Below are 18,666 nucleotides of genomic sequence, written 5' to 3' on the forward strand. Positions count from 1 at the left end.
GAACACCAATCACCCTAATACTCCTGATACATTCCATCAATCAGCCTGGCGACGCAGGAAAGCCGGGATATCCAGATAGTCCAGGTCGTCCTGCGGGTTCATCTTCGCGGCAGTCGCAGCACCGGCCTGGGCCTGGTTGCGCATGACGGTCGGACGGTCGAGATCACGGTAGTTGACCGACGGCAGTTCCTGACGCGCCGGCGCGGGCGCCTGGGCGGCAGCCGACTGGCTGGTCTGCAGGGTGTTGTCGATGACCTTCACAGGCTTCTCGATACGCGCACCCAGGCCGGTGGCAACCACAGTCACGTGCAGCTCGTCGCGCATGTCCGGATCGATCACGGTACCGACCTTGACCATCGCCGCTTCGGAAGCGAAGGCTTCGATGATGCTACCCACGTCGGAGTACTCGCCCAGGGACAGGTCGGGACCGGCGGTGATGTTCACCAGGATGCCGCGCGCGCCTTGCAGGTTGACGTCTTCCAGCAGCGGGTTGCGGATCGCCGCCTCGGTGGCTTCACGTGCACGGTTAGGACCGCTGGCGCAGCCAGTGCCCATCATCGCCATGCCCATTTCGCTCATCACGGTACGTACGTCGGCGAAGTCGACGTTGATCATGCCCGGACGCTTGATGATGTCGGAGATACCGCGAACGGCACCGGCCAGCACATCGTCAGCCTTGGCGAAAGCCGACAGCAGGCTTGCGTCTTTACCCAGGATGGTCAGCAGCTTCTCGTTGGGGATGGTGATCAACGAGTCGACGCTTTCGCTCAGCGCGCGGATGCCTTCATCGGCGATCTGCATGCGCTTGCGGCCTTCGAACGGGAACGGACGGGTCACCACCGCAACGGTGAGGATGCCCATTTCCTTCGCCACTTCGGCAATGATCGGCGCCGCACCGGTACCGGTACCGCCACCCATGCCGGTGGTGATGAACACCATGTTGGTGCCCTGCAGCACTTCGGCGATGCGCTCGCGATCTTCCAGCGCGGCCTGGCGACCGACTTCCGGGTTGGCGCCGGCACCCAGACCCTTGGTCACGCCGGTACCCAGTTGCAGGATAGTCCGCGCGCCAATGTTCTTCAGGGCCTGGGCATCGGTGTTGGCGCAGATGAACTCGACGCCTTCGATGTTGCTCTTGACCATGTGGTTAACGGCGTTGCCGCCGCCACCGCCTACGCCGATAACCTTGATTACCGGACTCTGTGGGACGTTGTCTACGAGTTCGAACATGTTCCCTCTCCTTTCATTCTCTAGTTTTTTCGCCTACTTCTACTGCTTTGAAACTTTAAAAGTTGCCCTGGACCCAGCGTTTCAAACGCTCCAGTACAGGTGCTTTCTGATCTTCATCGCGATAGTCGTTTCTGTTGCCGCCGTTGTAGCCGGACAGGGAAATGCCGTCCGACTGCTTTTGCAGCCCGTACAGCAACAGCCCCACCCCAGTTGAATAGATCGGGTTGCGGACCACGTCCGACAGGCCCTTGACCGTGTGCGGAACACCCAGACGCACCGGCATGTGGAAAATTTCTTCGGCCAGTTCGACCGCGCCTTCCATCTTCGAGGTGCCGCCGGTCAGCACGATGCCGGCCGGAATCAGGTCCTCGTAGCCGCTGCGACGCAGCTCGGCCTGGATCAGCGTGAACAGCTCGTCGTAACGCGGTTCCACCACCTCGGCCAGGGCCTGGCGGGACAGCTCGCGCGGCGGACGATCGCCGACGCTCGGCACCTTGATGGTTTCACCGGCACCGGCCAGTTTCGCCAGGGCGCAGGCGTAGCGGATCTTGATCTCTTCGGCGTACTGGGTCGGAGTGCGCAGGGCCATGGCGATGTCGTTGGTCACCTGGTCGCCGGCAATCGGGATCACCGCGGTGTGACGGATCGCGCCTTCGGTGAAAATCGCGATGTCGGTGGTGCCGCCGCCGATGTCCACCAGGCACACGCCCAGCTCTTTCTCGTCGTCGGTCAGCACCGAGTACGCGGACGCCAGTTGCTCGAGGATGATGTCGTCGATTTCCAGGCCGCAGCGACGCACGCATTTCTCGATGTTCTGCGCCGCGTTCACCGCGCAGGTGACCACGTGGACCTTGGCTTCCAGACGGACGCCGGACATGCCCAGGGGCTCGCGCACGCCTTCCTGGTTATCGATCACGTAGTCCTGCGGCAGGGTGTGCAGCACCCGCTGGTCCGCCGGGATCGCCACGGCCTGGGCCGCATCCAGCACGCGCTCGAGGTCCGCCGAGCTGACTTCGCGATCACGGATCGCGACGATGCCGTGGGAGTTCAGGCTACGGATGTGATTGCCCGCCACGCCGACGAAGGCCGAGTGGATCCGGCAGCCCGCCATCAGTTGAGCTTCTTCCACGGCGCGCTGGATCGACTGCACGGTGGACTCGATGTTCACCACCACGCCCTTCTTCAGGCCGCGAGAAGGATGGGTACCGATACCGACGATTTCCAGCGTGCCATCGGCCGCGACCTCGCCCACCAGCGCCACCACCTTGGAAGTGCCGATATCCAGTCCGACGATCATTTTGCCGCTTTGCACATTTGCCATGGTCCTGCCTCTTCTCAATTCTTCGCAACGGCGGGTTTGGCCGTCGCGGGCGCCACAGGTTCCCGCCATCCGACGGCCAGGCCGTTGGAGTAGCGCAGATCGATGCTGGCAATGTTCGTAATCTGTTCTTTCAACGTTTTTTCATAAATGGCAATGAAACGGCGCATCTTCTCGACCAGATGGTCGCGGCCCAACAACAGCTCGATCCCCGGCCCCGCGCTTCCCGCGCCGGTGGTCAGGAACCAGCTGCCCCGTTCACGCAGCTCCAACCGGGCAATCGAAAAGCCCAGCGGACGCAGCATCTGACTCAACACCTGATACTGCTGCATCACCTGCTGCTGGGCCCGCTGGGGACCGAACAGCTGCGGCAGATGTTCGTAGTTCGCCAGTTCCCGTGGCGCGAACGCCTGGCCCTGGTTGTTCAACAACGCCCCGTCGCCCCAGCGGGCCACCGGTAATTGCTCTTCCAGGCGGATCACCACCTGGTCCGGCCACACACGCCGGACCTCGGCGTGGGCGATCCACGGCATGGTTTCCAGCTCCGCGCGCATGCTCGCCAGGTCGATGGTGAAGAAGCTCGACGCGACGTACGGCGCGATCCGCTGCTGTACCGCCTGCTGGCTGATGTAGCTCAGGTCGCCCTGCACGTTGATCTTGCTGATCGGCCGATCCGCATAGGGCAACAGGCGCTGGGCACCTTCGTAGGTACCGAAGCCCAGGGCCACCAGCAGTACCGGCCACATCAGGCTTTTCAGAAAACCGAAATTGGCTTTGGGCAGGCGCACCGACATCGGCTCTTTAGCCACCATCCGGCTGGCACCCCGCTGCACCGGCTTGTTACGGCCGGAAGCGGGTGGCTGATGACGAATCTGCGCGCCGTGCATAGGATTAACCTCTTCCCTCAAAGCTTGCCGCCAGGATCGCCAGCACCAACTGCTGGAAATCCAGACCGGCTGCCCGTGCCGCCATGGGGACCAGACTGTGGTCGGTCATGCCCGGCGCGGTGTTGACTTCCAGGAACCAGAATTGTCCGTCGGCATCCTGCATCACGTCGGCCCGGCCCCAGCCGGCGATACCGAGCGCCTCGCAGGCCTTGGCCGTGAGGTCCATCAGTTCCTTTTCCTTGGTACTGTCGAGGCCACAGGGAATCCGATACTGGGTATCGGAAGCCAGGTACTTGGCGTCGTAGTCGTAGAACGAATGCGGGGTGCCGAGGGCAATCGGCGGCAGGATCTGGTCGCGCAGGGTGGCAATGGTGAATTCCGGACCTTGAATCCACTGTTCGACCAATACTTGCGAATCGTAGGTGGCGGCGGCTTTCCAGGCGGCGATCAGATCGTCGACGCAGGTCACCTTGGCCATCCCAATACTGGAGCCTTCATGAGCAGGTTTGACGATCAAAGGGAAACCCAGTTCCGCGCCGGCTGAAATACAGTCGGCCTCGCAGCCCAGCACGGCGTGACGCGGGGTCGGAATCCCCAGGCTGTGCCAGACCTGCTTGGTGCGCAGCTTGTCCATGGCCAGGGCCGAGGCGAGGATGCCGCTGCCGGTGTAGGGAATCCCCACGCACTCCAGCAAGCCTTGCATGCTGCCGTCTTCACCGCCGCGGCCGTGAAGGATGATAAAGGCGCGGTCGATCTTCTCGTTGAGCAGGCGTTGCAGCAAATCGTCGCCGACATCGATACCGAAGGCGTCGACTCCAGCGCTTTGCAGTGCTTGCAGCACCGCGTTGCCGGACTTCAGCGACACCTCGCGCTCGGCGCTCTTGCCGCCGAACAGCACGGCGACGCGGCCGAAGGCTTTCGGATCGACGGTCGAGAACAGGTTGGCGTAGGCAGCACTCATTTCGATTTCCCCTGGCTGGCTACGGCACTGACGAACAGCGGGCTGTTGAGCAGTTGCGGGGCAAGGCCACCGATATCGCCGGCGCCCTGGCACAGCAGAATGTCACCGGGCAGCAACAGCGGCTTGACCAGCGGTGCGAGGTCCACGCCACGCTCGATATAGATCGGGTCGAGCTGGCCACGCTGGCGAATGCTGCGGCACAGCTGGCGGCTGTCCGCGCCCGGAATCGCTTCTTCGCCGGCCGGATAGACTTCCATCAGCAGCAGGACATTGGCGTCGGCCAGCACCTGGACGAAATCGTCGTACAGGTCGCGGGTACGGGTGTAGCGGTGTGGCTGGTAGACCATCACCAGACGACGCTCCGGCCAGCCACCGCGCACGGCCTTGATCACCGCCGCGACTTCGGTCGGGTGGTGACCGTAGTCGTCCACCAGCATCACGCTGCCGCCGTCCACCGGCAGTTCGCCGTAGACCTGGAAGCGTCGTCCAACGCCCTGAAAACCTGACAGCCCCTGGACGATAGCTTCGTCGCTGATGCCCTCGTCAGAGGCGATGGCGATGGTCGCCAGGGAGTTGAGCACGTTGTGGTTGCCCGGCATGTTCACCGACACGTCCAGCGGCTCGCGGTCGCGGCGCAGCACGGTGAAGTGGGTCTGCATGCCGGCCTGGCGGATATTGATCGCGCGCACGTCGGCATCTTCGTGCACCCCGTAGGTCACGGTGGGACGGGCGATCTGCGGGAGGATCTCACGCACCACCGGGTCGTCCAGGCACACCACGGCCAGACCGTAGAACGGCAGGTTATGGAGGAACTCGACGAAGGTTTTCTTCAGCTTGCTGAAGTCGCCTTCGTAGGTGTCCATGTGATCGGCGTCGATGTTGGTGACCACGGCCACCATCGGCTGCAGGTGCAGGAAGCTGGCGTCGCTTTCATCGGCTTCGGCGATCAGGTAGCGGCTGGTGCCGAGCTGGGCATTGGTGCCCGCGGCATTCAGCCGGCCACCGATGACAAAGGTCGGATCGAGGCCACCGGCGGCGAACACCGAGGCGATCAGGCTGGTGGTGGTGGTCTTGCCGTGGGTACCGGCGACGGCGATGCCGTGGCGATAGCGCATCAGCTCGGCCAGCATCTCGGCCCGAGGCACCACAGGAATACGCCGCTCCAAGGCCGTGGCGACTTCCGGGTTGGACTTGTTCACGGCGCTGGACACCACCAGCACATCGGCCTGGGCGGCGTTCTCGGCGCGGTGGCCGATATAGATGTGGGCACCGAAGGATTCCAGGCGCTCGGTCACCGGCGATGTCTTGAGGTCGGAACCGGAGACGTCATAGCCCAGGTTCAACAACACTTCGGCGATACCGCACATGCCCACGCCACCGATACCGACGAAGTGGATACGGCGGATACGGCGCATTTCCGGTTGCGGTATGGCTTTCTGACTCTCAACCATGGGCCACCTCCAGGCAGATCTCGACCACGGTGCGGGTGGCATCTGGCTTGGCCAGACGGCGGGCGGTAAGCGCCATGCTGTTCAGTCGTTCCGGTTGCATCAAAACCTCTGTCAGGCGTGCCGCCAGGTCGGCGGCGCCAGTCGTTCTTTGCGGCAGCAGGAAGGCAGCGCCCTCCCCGGCCAGATATTCGGCATTGCGGGTCTGGTGATCGTCGATCGCATGGGGCAAGGGCACCAGCAACGAGGGCAGACCGGCGGCGGCCAGTTCACTGACGGTCAAGGCGCCGGCGCGGCAGACCACCAGGTCGGCCCAGCCATAGGCTTGGGCCATGTCTTTGATAAAGGGCGCCACTTGCGCCTCGACGCCGACCGCCTGGTAGCGTTCGGCGGTGATTTCGTCGTGATTGCGCCCGGCCTGGTGGAACACTTCCGGGCGGTACTCGGCCGGCACCTGCGCCAAGGCTTCGGGCAACAGCTTGTTCAACGGCTCTGCCCCCAGGCTGCCGCCGAGGATCAGCAAGCGCGCGCGGCGTCCGGCCAGGGCCTGGCGCGGGGTTTCCAGGAACAGTTCGCTGCGCACCGGATTACCGGTGGTCCGCCGTTTGCCCGAGGCGCCGAAGGTATTCGGGAAAGCTTCGCAGACCCGGGTCGCCAACGGCACCAGCAGCCGATTGGCGGTACCGGCCACGGCGTTCTGTTCGTGAACGATCACCGGGATACCGGCCATCCGCGCGGCCACGCCGCCGGGGCCGGTGACGTAGCCGCCAAAGCCCAGCACGCACACGGGCTTGAGTTCACGCATGACCTTGCGCGCCTGCCACACCGCCTTGAGCAGGACGAACGGCGCCTTGAGCAACGACAGCTTGCCCTTGCCCCGCAGGCCGCTGACCTGGATCAGATGCAGCGGCAGACCGGCACCCGGCACCAGGTCGTTCTCGATGCCACGCGGCGTGCCCAACCAGTGCACGTCGAAGCCCCGCGCCTGGAATTCCCGCGCACAGGCCAGCGCCGGGAACACGTGCCCGCCGGTACCGCCGGCCATGATCAGCACTTTAGCGTCCATGGGGCGACTCCTCGGCGAAGTCGCTTTCATCGAACTCCATCTCTTCACTGCCCAGGTGGGTTCGACTCTCCCACTCGATACGCAGCAACAAGCCGAGACAGGCACAGCAGATCACCAGCGAACTGCCGCCGTAACTGAGGAACGGCAGGGTCAGGCCCTTGGTCGGCAACAGGCCGACGTTCACACCGATATTGATCAGGAATTGACCGATCCACAGGAACGCCAGGCCGTAGGCCATATAGGCGGCAAAGAACTGCTTGGCCTTTTCCGCCCACAGGCCGATGTACATGGCCCGCACACTGACGAAGACGAACAGCGCGACCGTGGCCAGCGAACCCACCGCACCCAGCTCTTCGGCCAGCACGGAAAACACGAAGTCGGTGTGGGCCTCGGGCAGGTAGAACTGCTTCTGCACGCTGTTGCCCAGGCCCACGCCGAGCCATTCGCCGCGACCGAAGGCGATCAGCGCCTGGGTCAACTGGTAGCCAGAGCCGAACTGGTCGGCCCAGGGGTCGGTAAAGGTGGTCAGGCGCGCCATCCGGTAGGGTTGCGCCTTGATCAGCACCACCACCGCCACCACCGCGAGCAGGACCATCAGGCCGAAGCGCAACAGCCCGACCCCGCCGAGGAACAGCATCGCCGCTGCCGCGCCCATCATCACCACGGTGGCCCCGAAGTCCGGTTCCATCAGCAACAGCCCGGCCATCGGCAGCAAGACGATGAACGGCTTGAAGAAGCCCATCCAGCTTTCCCGCACTTCCTTCTGCCGCCGTACCAGGTAACCGGCGAGGTAGATCACCACGAAGACCTTGGCGACTTCCGAAGGCTGCACGTTGAAGAAGCTGAAACCGATCCAGCGCATCGAACCGTTCACCTCGCGACCGATGCCCGGCAGGAGCACCATGACCAGCAGGCCGAAGGCCCCCACCAGCATCATGAAACCCATGCGCTGCCAGGTGGCGATTGGCACCATCATGGTGGCGATGCAGGCGCCCAGGCCCAGCACCAGATAGATCAGGTGGCGAATCATGTGGTACAGCGCATTGCCCGACTGCACGGCGGCGACTTCGGACGACGCCGAGGTGATCATCACCAGGCCCAGCCCCAGCAGCCCCAGGCAGCCGGCGAGCATCGCGAAATCGACGTCGATGCCATGCCCACTGATGATCGGCGACGGATAGGGCTTGAGAATGTTGAAATTCATACCAACCCCTCCACGGCCTGGGCGAACAGGCGCCCGCGTTCTTCGTAATTCTTGAACATGTCCAGGCTCGCGCAGGCCGGCGACAGCAGCACCGCGTCACCCGACTCGGCCAGTTCGGCACAGCGTTGCACCGCCTCTTCAAGGGTCTGCACACGGATCAGCGGGACGCTATCGCCCAGGGCCTCGGCCAGGCGCTCGGCATCCCGACCGAGCAGCACCACCGCCCGGCAGTTGGCCGCGACCGGGCCGCGCAGGCCGGCGAAATCCGCGCCCTTGCCGTCGCCACCGGCGATCAGCACCAGCTTGCCGGCAATGTCGGCCCCCAGGCCTTCGATGGCAGCCAGGGCCGCACCGACGTTGGTGGCCTTGGAGTCGTTGTAGTAATTCACGCCCTTCAACTCGCGCACCCATTGGCAGCGATGTTCGAGGCCGGCGAACGTGCGCAGGCTCGACAACATGGCATCGAACGGCAGCCCGACCGCATGGCCCAGGGCCAGAGCCGCCAGGGCATTGGCCTGGTTGTGGGCGCCGCGGATACGCAGCTCGCTCACCGGCATCAGGTTCTGGAATTCGAAGGCCAGGTACTTCTCGCCGTTCTCTTCGCGCAGGCCGAAGGCCTTGAAGTCCGGTTTGCCCAGGCCGAAGGTCCAGCACGGCAGGCCTTCGCTCATCAACGGCCGGGACAGCGCGTCCTGGCGGTTGACCACCACCTGCCTGGCCCCACGGAAGATCCGGTGCTTGGCCAGGTGATAGGCCGGCAGGCCGCTGTAGCGGTCCATATGGTCTTCGCTGACATTGAGCACGGTGGCCACTTCGGCACCGAGGTGGTCCGTGGTTTCCAGCTGGAAGCTCGACAGCTCCATCACGTACAGCTCGACGTCGTCGCTGAGCAGGTCCAGCGCCGGGGTACCGAGGTTGCCGCCGACCGCGACCCGCTTGCCGGCCGCCGCCGCCATCTCGCCCACCAGGGTGGTGACGGTGCTTTTCGCATTGGAACCGCTGATGGCGACAATCGGCGCCTTCGCGTTACGCGCGAACAGCTCGATGTCGCCGGACAATCTCACCCCACGGGCGGCCGCGGCCTGCAGGGCCGGAGTCGCCAGGGCCAGGCCGGGGCTCACGTAGAGCTCGTCGGCACGGCAGAGGAATTCGACGTCCAGCTCGCCACAACGCACTTCCACCTGCGGGTAGTCACGGCGCAGCGTGGCCAGCTCCGGTGGGTTGTCCCGCGTATCGGCCACCGCAAAGGCAACGCCCCGGCTCGCCAGGAAGCGAACCAGGGACATGCCGCTCTTGCCGAGGCCGACAATGATGCGGAAGTGGTCAGAAGCGATCAGCGACACGGGTTCTACCTCAGCTTCAACGTGGCAAGGCCGATCAGCACCAGAATCACGGTGATGATCCAGAAACGGACGATCACCCGCGGCTCGGGCCAGCCCTTGAGTTCAAAGTGGTGGTGAATCGGCGCCATGCGGAATACACGGCGACCGGTCAGTTTGAAAGAAGCCACCTGGATCACCACCGACAGGGTTTCCATCACGAACACACCGCCCATGATGAACAGGACGATTTCCTGGCGAACGATCACCGCGATGGTGCCCAGGGCCGCGCCCAGCGCCAGTGCGCCGACGTCGCCCATGAAGACCTGGGCCGGATAGGTGTTGAACCAGAGAAAGCCCAGGCCGGCACCGATCAACGCGCCACAGAACACGATCAGTTCGCCCGCGCCCGGGACGTAGGGAATCAGCAGGTATTCGGCGAACTTCACGTTACCCGACAGGTAGCAGAAGATCCCCAGCGCGCCGCCGACCATCACCGTCGGCATGATCGCCAGGCCGTCGAGGCCGTCGGTCAGGTTGACCGCGTTGCTCGAACCGACGATGACGAGGTAGGTCAGCACCACGAAGCCCACGCCCAGGGGAATGCTGACATCCTTGAGCATCGGCACGATCAGGGTGGTCTCGACCGGGGTTTGCGCGGTCATGAACAGGAAGATCGCCGCCCCCAGGCCAAACACCGATTGCCAGAAATATTTCCAGCGGCTCGGCAAGCCACGGGAGTTCTTCTCGATCACCTTGCGGTAGTCGTCCACCCAGCCGATGGCACCGAACAGCAGGGTCACCAGCAGGACCACCCAGACATAACGGTTGTGCAAGTCGGCCCACAGCAGGGTGCTGATACCGATGGCCGAGAGAATCAAGGCGCCGCCCATGGTCGGTGTACCCGACTTGGACAGGTGCGATTGCGGGCCGTCGTTACGCACGGCCTGGCCGATCTGGCGGTTCTGCAACGTACGGATCATCCAGGGACCCAGGCACAGTGACAGAGACAACGCGGTCAGTACCCCGAGAATCCCGCGCAAGGTCAGGTACTGAAAGACCGCGAAGCCTTTGTAGAACTGTTGCAGGTACTCCGCTAGCAGCAGCAGCATTAATGCTTCTCTCCCTTGTGTTCGTCAGAAGCAGGCCCGCACAAAGCCGCCACGATGTTTTCCATCGCAGCGCTGCGCGAGCCCTTGATCAAAATGGTGGTGTCAGTGTCTTGCTCGGTGCCCAGCGCTTCGATCAGATCGGCCTGGGTGGCGAAATGACGGGCGTGTGGGCCAAAGGCGTTGACGGCATGAACCATCATCGGTCCCACCGCATACAGCGCTGAAACCTTGTCGGCGGCATAAGCGCCTACTTCACGATGTCCTTGCTCCGCCCACGCGCCCAACTCGCCGATATCTCCGAGCACCAGAACGGTGCGGCCGGAAAAGCCGGCGAGTATATCAACGGCGGCGCAGATTGAGGCAGGGTTGGCGTTGTATGTGTCGTCAATGACACGAATGCCATTGATTGCTAATTGCGCTACCGCACGCCCCTTGACCGGCTGCACCGCTTCCAGCCCGGCGACGATACCCGGCAGGGCAACGCCCAGGGCATGAGCGGCCGCGGCGGCGGCCAGGGCATTGGCCACATTATGGTTGCCCAGCAGGTTCAACTGGACCCGGTCACTGCCCAGCGGACTGTGCAGTTCGAAACCCGGGCAACCGCGCGGATCGCGGGTAATCTGTCCGCCGTGGAAGTCGGCGGCGGTATTTTCAAGGGCGAAACTCAGGACCTTGCGACCGCCGGCACGGGTTTTCCAGAGTCCGAAGGCCTTGTCGTCCAGGTTGAGGACCGCAATGCCATCGGCCTGCAGTCCTTCAATGATCTCGCCCTTGGCCTCGACGATCTTCTCGGGGCCACCGAACTCGCCGACATGGGCGGTTCCGGCATTGTTCAAGACGGCCACATGGGGCTTGGTCATGGCGACGGTATAGGCAATCTCGCCAACACGCGACGCCCCCAACTCGATCACCGCGGCGCTGTGCTCCGGGGCCAGTTCGAGCAGGGTCAGCGGCACGCCCAGGTCGTTGTTCAGGTTGCCGCGGGTCGCCAGGACCGGCCCACCGGTACGCAGGATGCTCGCGAGCATTTCCTTGACCGTGGTCTTGCCGCTGGAACCGGTGATGGCCGCCACCGGCCGAGTAAAGGCGGCTCGATTCAATGCGCCCAGTTGGCCCAGGGCCAGACGGCTGTCGGCGACCAGCAACTGTGGCAGCTTGCTACCCGTCACTTCGCGCTCGACCAAGGCCGCGACGGCGCCTTTGGCGGCGACATCCTCCAGGTAATCGTGACCGTCGAAACGCGGCCCGGCCAGCGCGACGAACAACTGGCCCGGCTGAATCGCCCGGCTGTCGATGCTCACGCCGTTGAAGCTGGCATCACTCGACACCAGGCGAGCCGACAGCGCGCCGGCCACTTCACTGAGCTTCATCGCTTCAAGCATGAGCAGCCTCCCAGGCGTCCAGGGCCTTGGTGGCCTCGACCAGATCGGAGAAGTCATGGCGCTCGCCGTTGATTTCCTGATAATCCTCATGGCCTTTGCCGGCCAGGACGATCACATCATCGACCGAAGCACCGGCAATCAGCTCGGCGATGGCCAGACCGCGACCGGCGACGAACCGGACCTTGTCCGCGTCTACAAAGCCCGTGCGGATATCGTCGAAGATCCGCGAAGGGTCTTCGGTGCGCGGGTTGTCATCGGTGACCAGCACGCCATCGGCCAGACGCTCGACCACTTCCGCCATCAGCGGGCGCTTGCCGCGATCACGGTCGCCGCCGCAGCCGAACAGGCAAAGCAACTTGCCCTTGGCGTGGGGACGCAGGGCCAGCAGAACTTTTTCCAGGGCATCCGGGGTGTGGGCGTAGTCGACCACCACCAATGGCCGGGCACCGCCGCCCAGGCGCTGCATGCGACCGGCCGGCCCTTCGAGCTGCGGCAATACCCGCAGGATCTCGTCCAGCGGGTAATCCAGGCCCAACAAGGCACCGACCGCCGCCAGCAGATTGCTCAGGTTGAAGCGTCCGAGCAGCGACGCGCGCAGGTGATGCTCGCCCTGTGGCGTCACCAGCGTGGCGCGCACACCGTCATCGCTGAATTGGCTTTCGCGGCAATACAGGTAGGCACCAGGGTCTTCCTGGCTGTAGGTCAGCAGGCGCGATTCATGTTCCTCAGCGGCCAGTCGGCGACCGAACTCGTCGTCGATATTGATGACGCGGCAGCTCAGGTCGGCCCAGTTGAACAGCTTGGCCTTGGCCGCGCCATAGGCTTGCATGCTGCCATGATAATCCAGGTGATCGCGGGACAGGTTGGTAAACACCGCCACGTCGAACGCCAGCGCGGTCACCCGGCCCTGGTCCAGGCCGTGGGAAGACACTTCCATGGCGACGGCCTTGGCCCCGGCCTTCTTCAAGTCGGCCAGGCTCGCCTGGACGGCAATCGGGTCCGGCGTGGTCAGCATCCCGCTCTGCAGCGCACCGTGGAAGCCGGTGCCGAGGGTGCCGAGAATGCCGCAATGCTGGCCCAGCAGATCCAGGGCCTGGGCGATCAACTGGCTGACACTGGTCTTGCCGTTGGTGCCGGTCACGCCCACCAGGTTCAACTGGCGGCTCGGATCGCCATAGAAACGCCCGGCGATATCGGACAGTTGCGCGGCCAGGCCCTTGACCGGGATCAGCGGCACATCGGTGATCGGCAGCACGGTGGCGCCTTCGACTTCATAGGCGACCGCCGCCGCGCCGCGCTGCAAGGCGTCGGCAATGTGATTGCGACCGTCGACCTTGGCACCCGGTACCGCCAGGAACAGGTCGCCGGCGCGGACCTTGCGGCTGTCCAGCGCCAGCTCGCGAATCAGCAGATCGCGACCGGCGTGGGCAAAAATCTTGTTCAGGCTCAGGGACATCAACCACGTCCTCCTTTGACCGGGACAGGCGCGACAACGGCCTGCTGTTGCGGCGTTGTCGGCAGGTTGTCGGGGATGACGTTCATCAGGCGCAGGGTGCCGGACATGACTTTGCTGAAGACCGGCGCCGAGACCAGGCCACCGAAGTAACCGGCCTTGCTCGGTTCATCGATCACCACCACGATGGCATAGCGCGGGTCGCTCATCGGGCCGAAACCGGCGAACAGGGAACGGTAGGCGTTTTCCTCATAGCCCTTGGAGGCCGTCGAGGTCTTGCGCGCCGTACCCGACTTGCCGGCCACATGATAGGCCGGCACCTGCGCACGATAGACACCGCGCGGCGCCTCGATCACTTGTTGCAACATACCTTGCATGGTCTTGGCGACATTTTCCGGGATAACCTGGGTACCCTCGGGGATCTTGTCGGACTTGATCAGGGTCAGCGGTACGATCTTGCCATTGTTGGCCAGGGCCGAGAACGCGTGCACCAGCTGGATCGCGGTGATCGACAGGCCGTAGCCGTAGGACAGGGTCGCGGTCTCGGCCTTGCGCCATTCGCGGTAGTTCGGCAGGTTGCCAACCCGCTCGCCCGGGAAGCCCAGGCCGGTGTCCTGGCCGAGGCCGACCTTCTGCATCACGCGGAAAATCGCTTCGCCACCGATATCGAAGGCGACCTTGCTCATGCCCACGTTACTGGAGTTGATGAGGATGCCGGTCAGGTCGAGTACCGGGCCTTCGGTCTTGGACACGTCACGAATGGTGTATTTGCCCAGCTGCAGAGTGCCCGGATAGACCTCCACCGTATCGCTGGGCTTCCAGCGTCCGGTTTCCAGGGCCGCGCTCATGGAGATCGGCTTCATGGTCGAACCCGGTTCGAACACGTCGATCATCGCGCGGTTGCGCATCATCGCCGGTTGCAGGTTGCGACGGTTGTTCGGGTTGTAGGTCGGCTGGTTGACCATGGCGAGGATCTCGCCGGTCTTCACATCCATGATCACCAGGCTGCCGGCCTTGGCGCCGTTTTCCACCAGGGCGTTGCGCAGCTCGCGGTTGGCCAGGTATTGCAGGCGCAGGTCAATCGACAACGCCAAGGGCTTGCCGGCCTTGGCGTTCTTGGTGACCTGGACATCCTTGATCAGCCGGCCGCGCCGGTCCTTGATCACCTGTCGCTTGCCCGGCACCCCGGCCAGCCACTCGTCATAGGCCAGTTCCACGCCTTCGCGACCGTGGTCGTCGATGTCGGTAAAGCCGACCATGTGGGCCGCCACTTCGCCGGCCGGATAGAACCGCCGGAACTCCTCGATGCCGTAGACACCGGGCACCTTGAGGTCGAGCACGGCCTGGCCCTGCTCCGGGGTCAGGCCCCGGACCAGGTAGATGAATTCCTTGTTGGCCTGTTGTTCCAGGCGTTCGGTCAGCAGCTTCGGATCCTGCCCAAGGGCCATGGCCAGCGCCGGCCAGCGGTCCTTGGCCAATTGCATTTCCTTGGCGTTGGCCCACAGCGTGGTCACCGGGGTACTGACGGCCAGGGGCTCGCCATTACGGTCGGTGATCAGGCCACGGTGCGCCGGGATCGGGATGTGGCGCATGCTGCGCGCATCGCCCTGACCGATCAGGAACGCCCGGTCGATGACCTGCAGGTCGACGATCTTCCAGCTGATATAACCGACCATGATCGCCAGTGCACCGAGCACCACGCGGAAGCGCCACGGATAGAGCGCGCCTTCGAGTTTCATCATGGCGCCACCATCCTGACTTCGGACGGGCTGGGAATGCGCATCTTCAGTTGTTCGGTGGCCAGGGTTTCGATCCGGCTGTGGGCGGTCCAGGTGCTCTGCTCGAGGATCAGGCGCCCCCATTCGGCCTGGGCTTTGTCGCGCACGCTCAGCTCGTTGTAGAGCGAGTTGAGCAACTGACGGTTCCAGTGCGCGCTGTAGGCCACGCCGATGGCGGATACCAGCACGGCGATAAACAGCAGGAACATGAAAAAGCTTCCGCCCGGAAGTGGCTTGGCGTAGAGCTTGCTCACCGCAACTTCTCCGCGACACGCATCACGGCGCTGCGCGCACGTGGGTTGGCTTTGAGTTCCGCTTCAGAAGCGAACTGGGCCTTGCCATGCACCTTGATCCGCGGCTCGAAAGCCTGGTGGCGGACCGGCAGGTTGCGTGGCAGGTTGTCGCTTTCGCCCTTGACCAGGCGCCGCATGAACAGTTTGACGATGCGGTCTTCCAGCGAATGGAAGCTGATCACCACCAGACGACCGCCGACTTCCAGGGCGTCGAGCGCCGCTTCGAGGCCGATTTCGAGATCGCCCAGTTCGTTGTTGACGTGGATGCGCAGGCCCTGGAAAGCCCGGGTTGCCGGGTGCTTGCCCTTTTCCCAGGCCGGGTTGGCGGCCTTCAGCACTTCGGCCAGGTCGGCGGTGCGCTCGAAGGGCTTGATTTCACGACGCTCGACCAGCGCCCGGGCCATGCGACCGGAGAAACGCTCTTCGCCGTACTCCTTGAACACCCGGGCAATTTCTTCCGCCGGCGCGGTGGCGATGAACTCGGCGGCACTGACGCCACGGGACGGGTCCATGCGCATGTCCAGCGGGCCGTCATTCATGAAACTGAAGCCACGCTCGGGATCGTCGAGCTGGGGTGAGGACACCCCCAGGTCCAGCAGGATGCCGTTGACCTTGCCGGCCATGTTGCGTTCGGCGATTTCCGAGCCCAGCTCGGCAAAGCTGCGCTGTACAACGACAAAGCGGCCGTCTTCGGCCGCTAGCGCTTGCCCGGTGGCAATCGCCTGAGGATCCTTGTCGAATCCGAGAAGTCGACCACCCGGCCCCAGCTTGCTGAGGATCAGCCGGCTGTGCCCGCCACGGCCGAAGGTGCCGTCCAGATAGCAGCCATCAGGGCGTACGGCGAGAGCCTCGACGGCTTCGTCAAGCAGTACGGTGATGTGGTTGAAGCCGCTATCAATAGTCACAGGATCAGATCACGCAGTTCATCAGGCATGGCGCCCGGTTGTTGAATAGCCGCCAGGTCCGCTGCAGATATAGCGTTCCAGGCGTCCTCGTCCCACAGTTGAAACTTGTTCAGTTGGCCTACCAGCATCGCGCGCTTGTCCAGCTTCGCGTACTCGCGCAGGCGCGGCGGCACCAGGAAACGGCCGCTGCTGTCGAGCTCGAGGTCGACAGCATTACCAATCAGCAAACGTTGCAGCCGGCGGTTCTCTTCCCGCAACGACGGCAACGCACGCAGCTTGGTTTCAATCAGTTCCCACTCGTCGAGCGGGTATACGCACAAACAGGGGTCCGCGGCATCGATGGTAACGATCAATTGGCCGGAACTACGCGAATCGAGCTCGTCACGGTACCGGCTCGGCATGGCGAGACGGCCCTTGGCATCGAGACTGATAGCGTTAGCTCCGCGAAACACAGTTGCGTTTCTCCAAATATTAGCGTTTTACGTCCAAAAAACCCACTTCATGCCACTTTCCTCCACTTGCGCACACTATAGGAATGCGCCCACCACACCGTCAAGGCGCGGTCCTAAGGAAAAGCCTTACAGAACGGAGATTTAGGAGCATAAAGGGGGGTATTTCGACAATCGGGAGAGTGTTTCTGGAGACGAACTTCAACACCCTGAGAATCTTGAGCGTGGAAGTTAAAGTGATTTATCAAGAGTAAGATTTTTTCGGTATTACAAATGCGCTTCTGCCAGCGATTGCGTGCAGGGAAGGAAAGAGGTGGAGAGTCGATCTGTAAGCCGGGTTCTGTCGAGGACAGTCATTCCTCTACGATGGCCATCACTGGACATCTTTAGCAACCTACCCGGTTCCAGCGCGGGCCACGCCTAGGAACCCTATTTGGTCTTGCTCCGAGTGGGGTTTACCTAGCCACGAACTGTTGCCAGTCGTGCGGTGCGCTCTTACCGCACCTTTTCACCCTTACCGGCGCCGAAGCGCTTAGGCGGTTATTTTCTGTGGCACTTTCCGTAGGCTCACGCCTCCCAGGCATTACCTGGCACTCCGCCCTATGGAGCCCGGACTTTCCTCCCCCCCCTAATTTTCATAGGGGGCAGCGACTGTCCAATCGACTCTCCGCTGCGAAGGTTACCGACACATGCCCTGAAGGACAAGCTTTAAAGGCGTTGCGCGGGTCGGCGCTGTCCTGGCAAACACTGCCAGGACGGATCCCACACCTTGATAGGATCCAACCCACACCCGGATCAGTCAGGCATTTTTCTGCCGATCCAGCGCCACCTGGTACAGCAGGTTCTTGCGCACCCCGGTGATCTCCGCCGCCAGGGCCGCGGCCCGCTTGAGCGGCATCTCCTGGAGCAACAGGTCGAGGATACGCAGCGCCTCGCTACCGACCGCGTCGTCGTTTTCCGGCGCCGTCCAGCCGGCGACCAGCACCACGCACTCGCCGCGCTGCTGGTTGGCGTCCACCTCGACAAAGGCGCGCAGCTCACTCAGGGGCAAGCCCTTGAGGGTTTCGAAGGTCTTGGTCAGTTCGCGGGCCAGCAGCGCCGGGCGCTCGGCGCCGAAGACCGCCTCCAGATCCTGCAGGCATTCGAGAATCCGATGCGGTGCCTCATAGAAGATCAGCGTGCGCGGCTCTTCCTTCAGCAACTCCAGGCGCGCGCGCCGCCCCGCCGCCTTGGCCGGCAGGAAACCTTCGAAGATGAAACGGTCGGAAGGCAGACCGGCCGCCGAGAGCGCGGCGATCAACGCGCAAGCTCCGGGAACCGGGACTACACTGACACCTGCCGCCCGCGCCTGACGCACCAGGTGATAACCGGGATCGGAAATCAACGGCGTGCCCGCATCGGAAATCAGGGCCACGTCCTCACCCGCCAGTAACCTGGCGATGAAACGGCTGCCTTCGTCACGTTCGTTGTGCTCGTGACAGGCCGCAAGCGGTGTCGTAATCCCGAAGTGCTGCAGCAATCTGAGTGAGTGGCGGGTGTCTTCCGCAGCAATCAGGGACACCTCGCGCAACACTTTCATGGCTCGCGCACTGATGTCATCCAGGTTGCCAATGGGCGTCGCCACCACATAAAGCGAGCCGACAGCGGAATTCAAAGCACCTGGAGCAGTCAAAGCGCACACCTCGAGAAGAACGAAAACGCCATTGTAGCGCGTAGCCGTCCTGCCGATACGCTTCACAACGGCGGGTGCACGCCCGGCAAGCGCGCGATTCGTGCGCCGCGACACGCTTTGTACGACCTAATTTGACCGTTTCACGCCAGTAACATCGCGCCCCGGCCAGTGCTTGGGTACAATTCCACG

The 18,666-nt window shown here is 63.5% G+C and carries 16 protein-coding genes and 1 other RNA gene; all 17 read right to left on the bottom strand.

Annotation, left to right across the window (positions count from 1 at the left end; translation table 11 throughout):
- Positions 1 to 36: 36 nt before the first annotated feature.
- Positions 37 to 1,230: a cell division protein FtsZ gene (gene ftsZ, locus UCMB321_RS22505; protein WP_040070740.1), complete on the bottom strand. Its 1,194-nt coding sequence runs from the start codon at positions 1,228 to 1,230 to the stop codon at positions 37 to 39.
- A 55-nt stretch (positions 1,231 to 1,285) separates the two neighbouring features.
- Positions 1,286 to 2,551: a cell division protein FtsA gene (gene ftsA, locus UCMB321_RS22510; RefSeq protein WP_040070741.1), complete on the bottom strand. Its 1,266-nt coding sequence runs from the start codon at positions 2,549 to 2,551 to the stop codon at positions 1,286 to 1,288.
- A gap of 14 nt (positions 2,552 to 2,565) precedes the next feature.
- A complete protein-coding gene (locus UCMB321_RS22515) occupies positions 2,566 to 3,435 on the bottom strand; it encodes a cell division protein FtsQ/DivIB (RefSeq protein WP_040070743.1) in 870 nt (289 codons plus the stop codon).
- 4 nt (positions 3,436 to 3,439) lie between these two features.
- On the bottom strand, positions 3,440 to 4,396 hold the full coding sequence (locus tag UCMB321_RS22520) for a D-alanine--D-alanine ligase (protein WP_040070745.1): 957 nt from the start codon (positions 4,394 to 4,396) through the stop codon (positions 3,440 to 3,442).
- The gene (gene murC / locus UCMB321_RS22525; protein WP_040070747.1) at positions 4,393 to 5,847 is read right to left on the bottom strand and encodes a UDP-N-acetylmuramate--L-alanine ligase; all 1,455 of its coding nucleotides are present in this window, start codon (positions 5,845 to 5,847) and stop codon (positions 4,393 to 4,395) included. Before murC ends, UCMB321_RS22520 begins: the two co-directional genes overlap by 4 nt.
- Complete coding sequence (gene murG / locus UCMB321_RS22530; RefSeq protein ID WP_040070749.1) at positions 5,840 to 6,910, bottom strand: undecaprenyldiphospho-muramoylpentapeptide beta-N-acetylglucosaminyltransferase; 1,071 nt, start codon at positions 6,908 to 6,910, stop codon at positions 5,840 to 5,842. Before murG ends, murC begins: the two co-directional genes overlap by 8 nt.
- Positions 6,900 to 8,114 (bottom strand): putative lipid II flippase FtsW, encoded by a 1,215-nt coding sequence (ftsW, locus tag UCMB321_RS22535; RefSeq protein ID WP_040070751.1) that lies wholly within the window; start codon positions 8,112 to 8,114, stop codon positions 6,900 to 6,902. Before ftsW ends, murG begins: the two co-directional genes overlap by 11 nt.
- Positions 8,111 to 9,457, bottom strand: coding sequence for a UDP-N-acetylmuramoyl-L-alanine--D-glutamate ligase (murD, locus tag UCMB321_RS22540; protein ID WP_040070753.1), 1,347 nt, complete (start codon positions 9,455 to 9,457; stop codon positions 8,111 to 8,113). The genes ftsW and murD overlap by 4 nt, the downstream gene beginning before the upstream one ends.
- A gap of 5 nt (positions 9,458 to 9,462) precedes the next feature.
- A complete protein-coding gene (mraY, locus tag UCMB321_RS22545; RefSeq protein ID WP_040070754.1) occupies positions 9,463 to 10,545 on the bottom strand; it encodes a phospho-N-acetylmuramoyl-pentapeptide-transferase in 1,083 nt (360 codons plus the stop codon).
- Positions 10,545 to 11,927 carry a UDP-N-acetylmuramoyl-tripeptide--D-alanyl-D-alanine ligase gene (locus tag UCMB321_RS22550; RefSeq protein ID WP_040070755.1) on the bottom strand — a complete coding sequence of 461 codons (1,383 nt, stop codon included), beginning with the start codon at positions 11,925 to 11,927 and terminating at the stop codon, positions 10,545 to 10,547. Before UCMB321_RS22550 ends, mraY begins: the two co-directional genes overlap by 1 nt.
- Entirely contained in the window at positions 11,920 to 13,383 is a 1,464-nt protein-coding gene (locus UCMB321_RS22555) for a UDP-N-acetylmuramoyl-L-alanyl-D-glutamate--2,6-diaminopimelate ligase (RefSeq protein WP_040070757.1), read from the bottom strand. Before UCMB321_RS22555 ends, UCMB321_RS22550 begins: the two co-directional genes overlap by 8 nt.
- Positions 13,383 to 15,119, bottom strand: coding sequence for a peptidoglycan D,D-transpeptidase FtsI family protein (locus tag UCMB321_RS22560; RefSeq protein ID WP_167337459.1), 1,737 nt, complete (start codon positions 15,117 to 15,119; stop codon positions 13,383 to 13,385). Before UCMB321_RS22560 ends, UCMB321_RS22555 begins: the two co-directional genes overlap by 1 nt.
- Positions 15,119 to 15,412, bottom strand: coding sequence for a cell division protein FtsL (ftsL, locus tag UCMB321_RS22565; RefSeq protein ID WP_040070760.1), 294 nt, complete (start codon positions 15,410 to 15,412; stop codon positions 15,119 to 15,121). Before ftsL ends, UCMB321_RS22560 begins: the two co-directional genes overlap by 1 nt.
- Entirely contained in the window at positions 15,409 to 16,356 is a 948-nt protein-coding gene (gene rsmH, locus UCMB321_RS22570; RefSeq protein ID WP_040070761.1) for a 16S rRNA (cytosine(1402)-N(4))-methyltransferase RsmH, read from the bottom strand. The genes ftsL and rsmH overlap by 4 nt, the downstream gene beginning before the upstream one ends.
- A complete protein-coding gene (mraZ, locus tag UCMB321_RS22575) occupies positions 16,353 to 16,808 on the bottom strand; it encodes a division/cell wall cluster transcriptional repressor MraZ (RefSeq protein WP_040070763.1) in 456 nt (151 codons plus the stop codon). The genes rsmH and mraZ overlap by 4 nt, the downstream gene beginning before the upstream one ends.
- Before the next feature lie 310 nt (positions 16,809 to 17,118).
- An RNA gene (gene rnpB / locus UCMB321_RS29590) (RNase P RNA component class A) lies at positions 17,119 to 17,472 on the bottom strand.
- A gap of 132 nt (positions 17,473 to 17,604) precedes the next feature.
- Positions 17,605 to 18,459: a 16S rRNA (cytidine(1402)-2'-O)-methyltransferase gene (gene rsmI, locus UCMB321_RS22580; RefSeq protein ID WP_040070764.1), complete on the bottom strand. Its 855-nt coding sequence runs from the start codon at positions 18,457 to 18,459 to the stop codon at positions 17,605 to 17,607.
- Positions 18,460 to 18,666 lie beyond the last annotated feature (207 nt).

Source organism: Pseudomonas batumici (genome assembly GCF_000820515.1).
In the GTDB taxonomy this organism is placed as follows: domain Bacteria; phylum Pseudomonadota; class Gammaproteobacteria; order Pseudomonadales; family Pseudomonadaceae; genus Aquipseudomonas; species Aquipseudomonas batumici.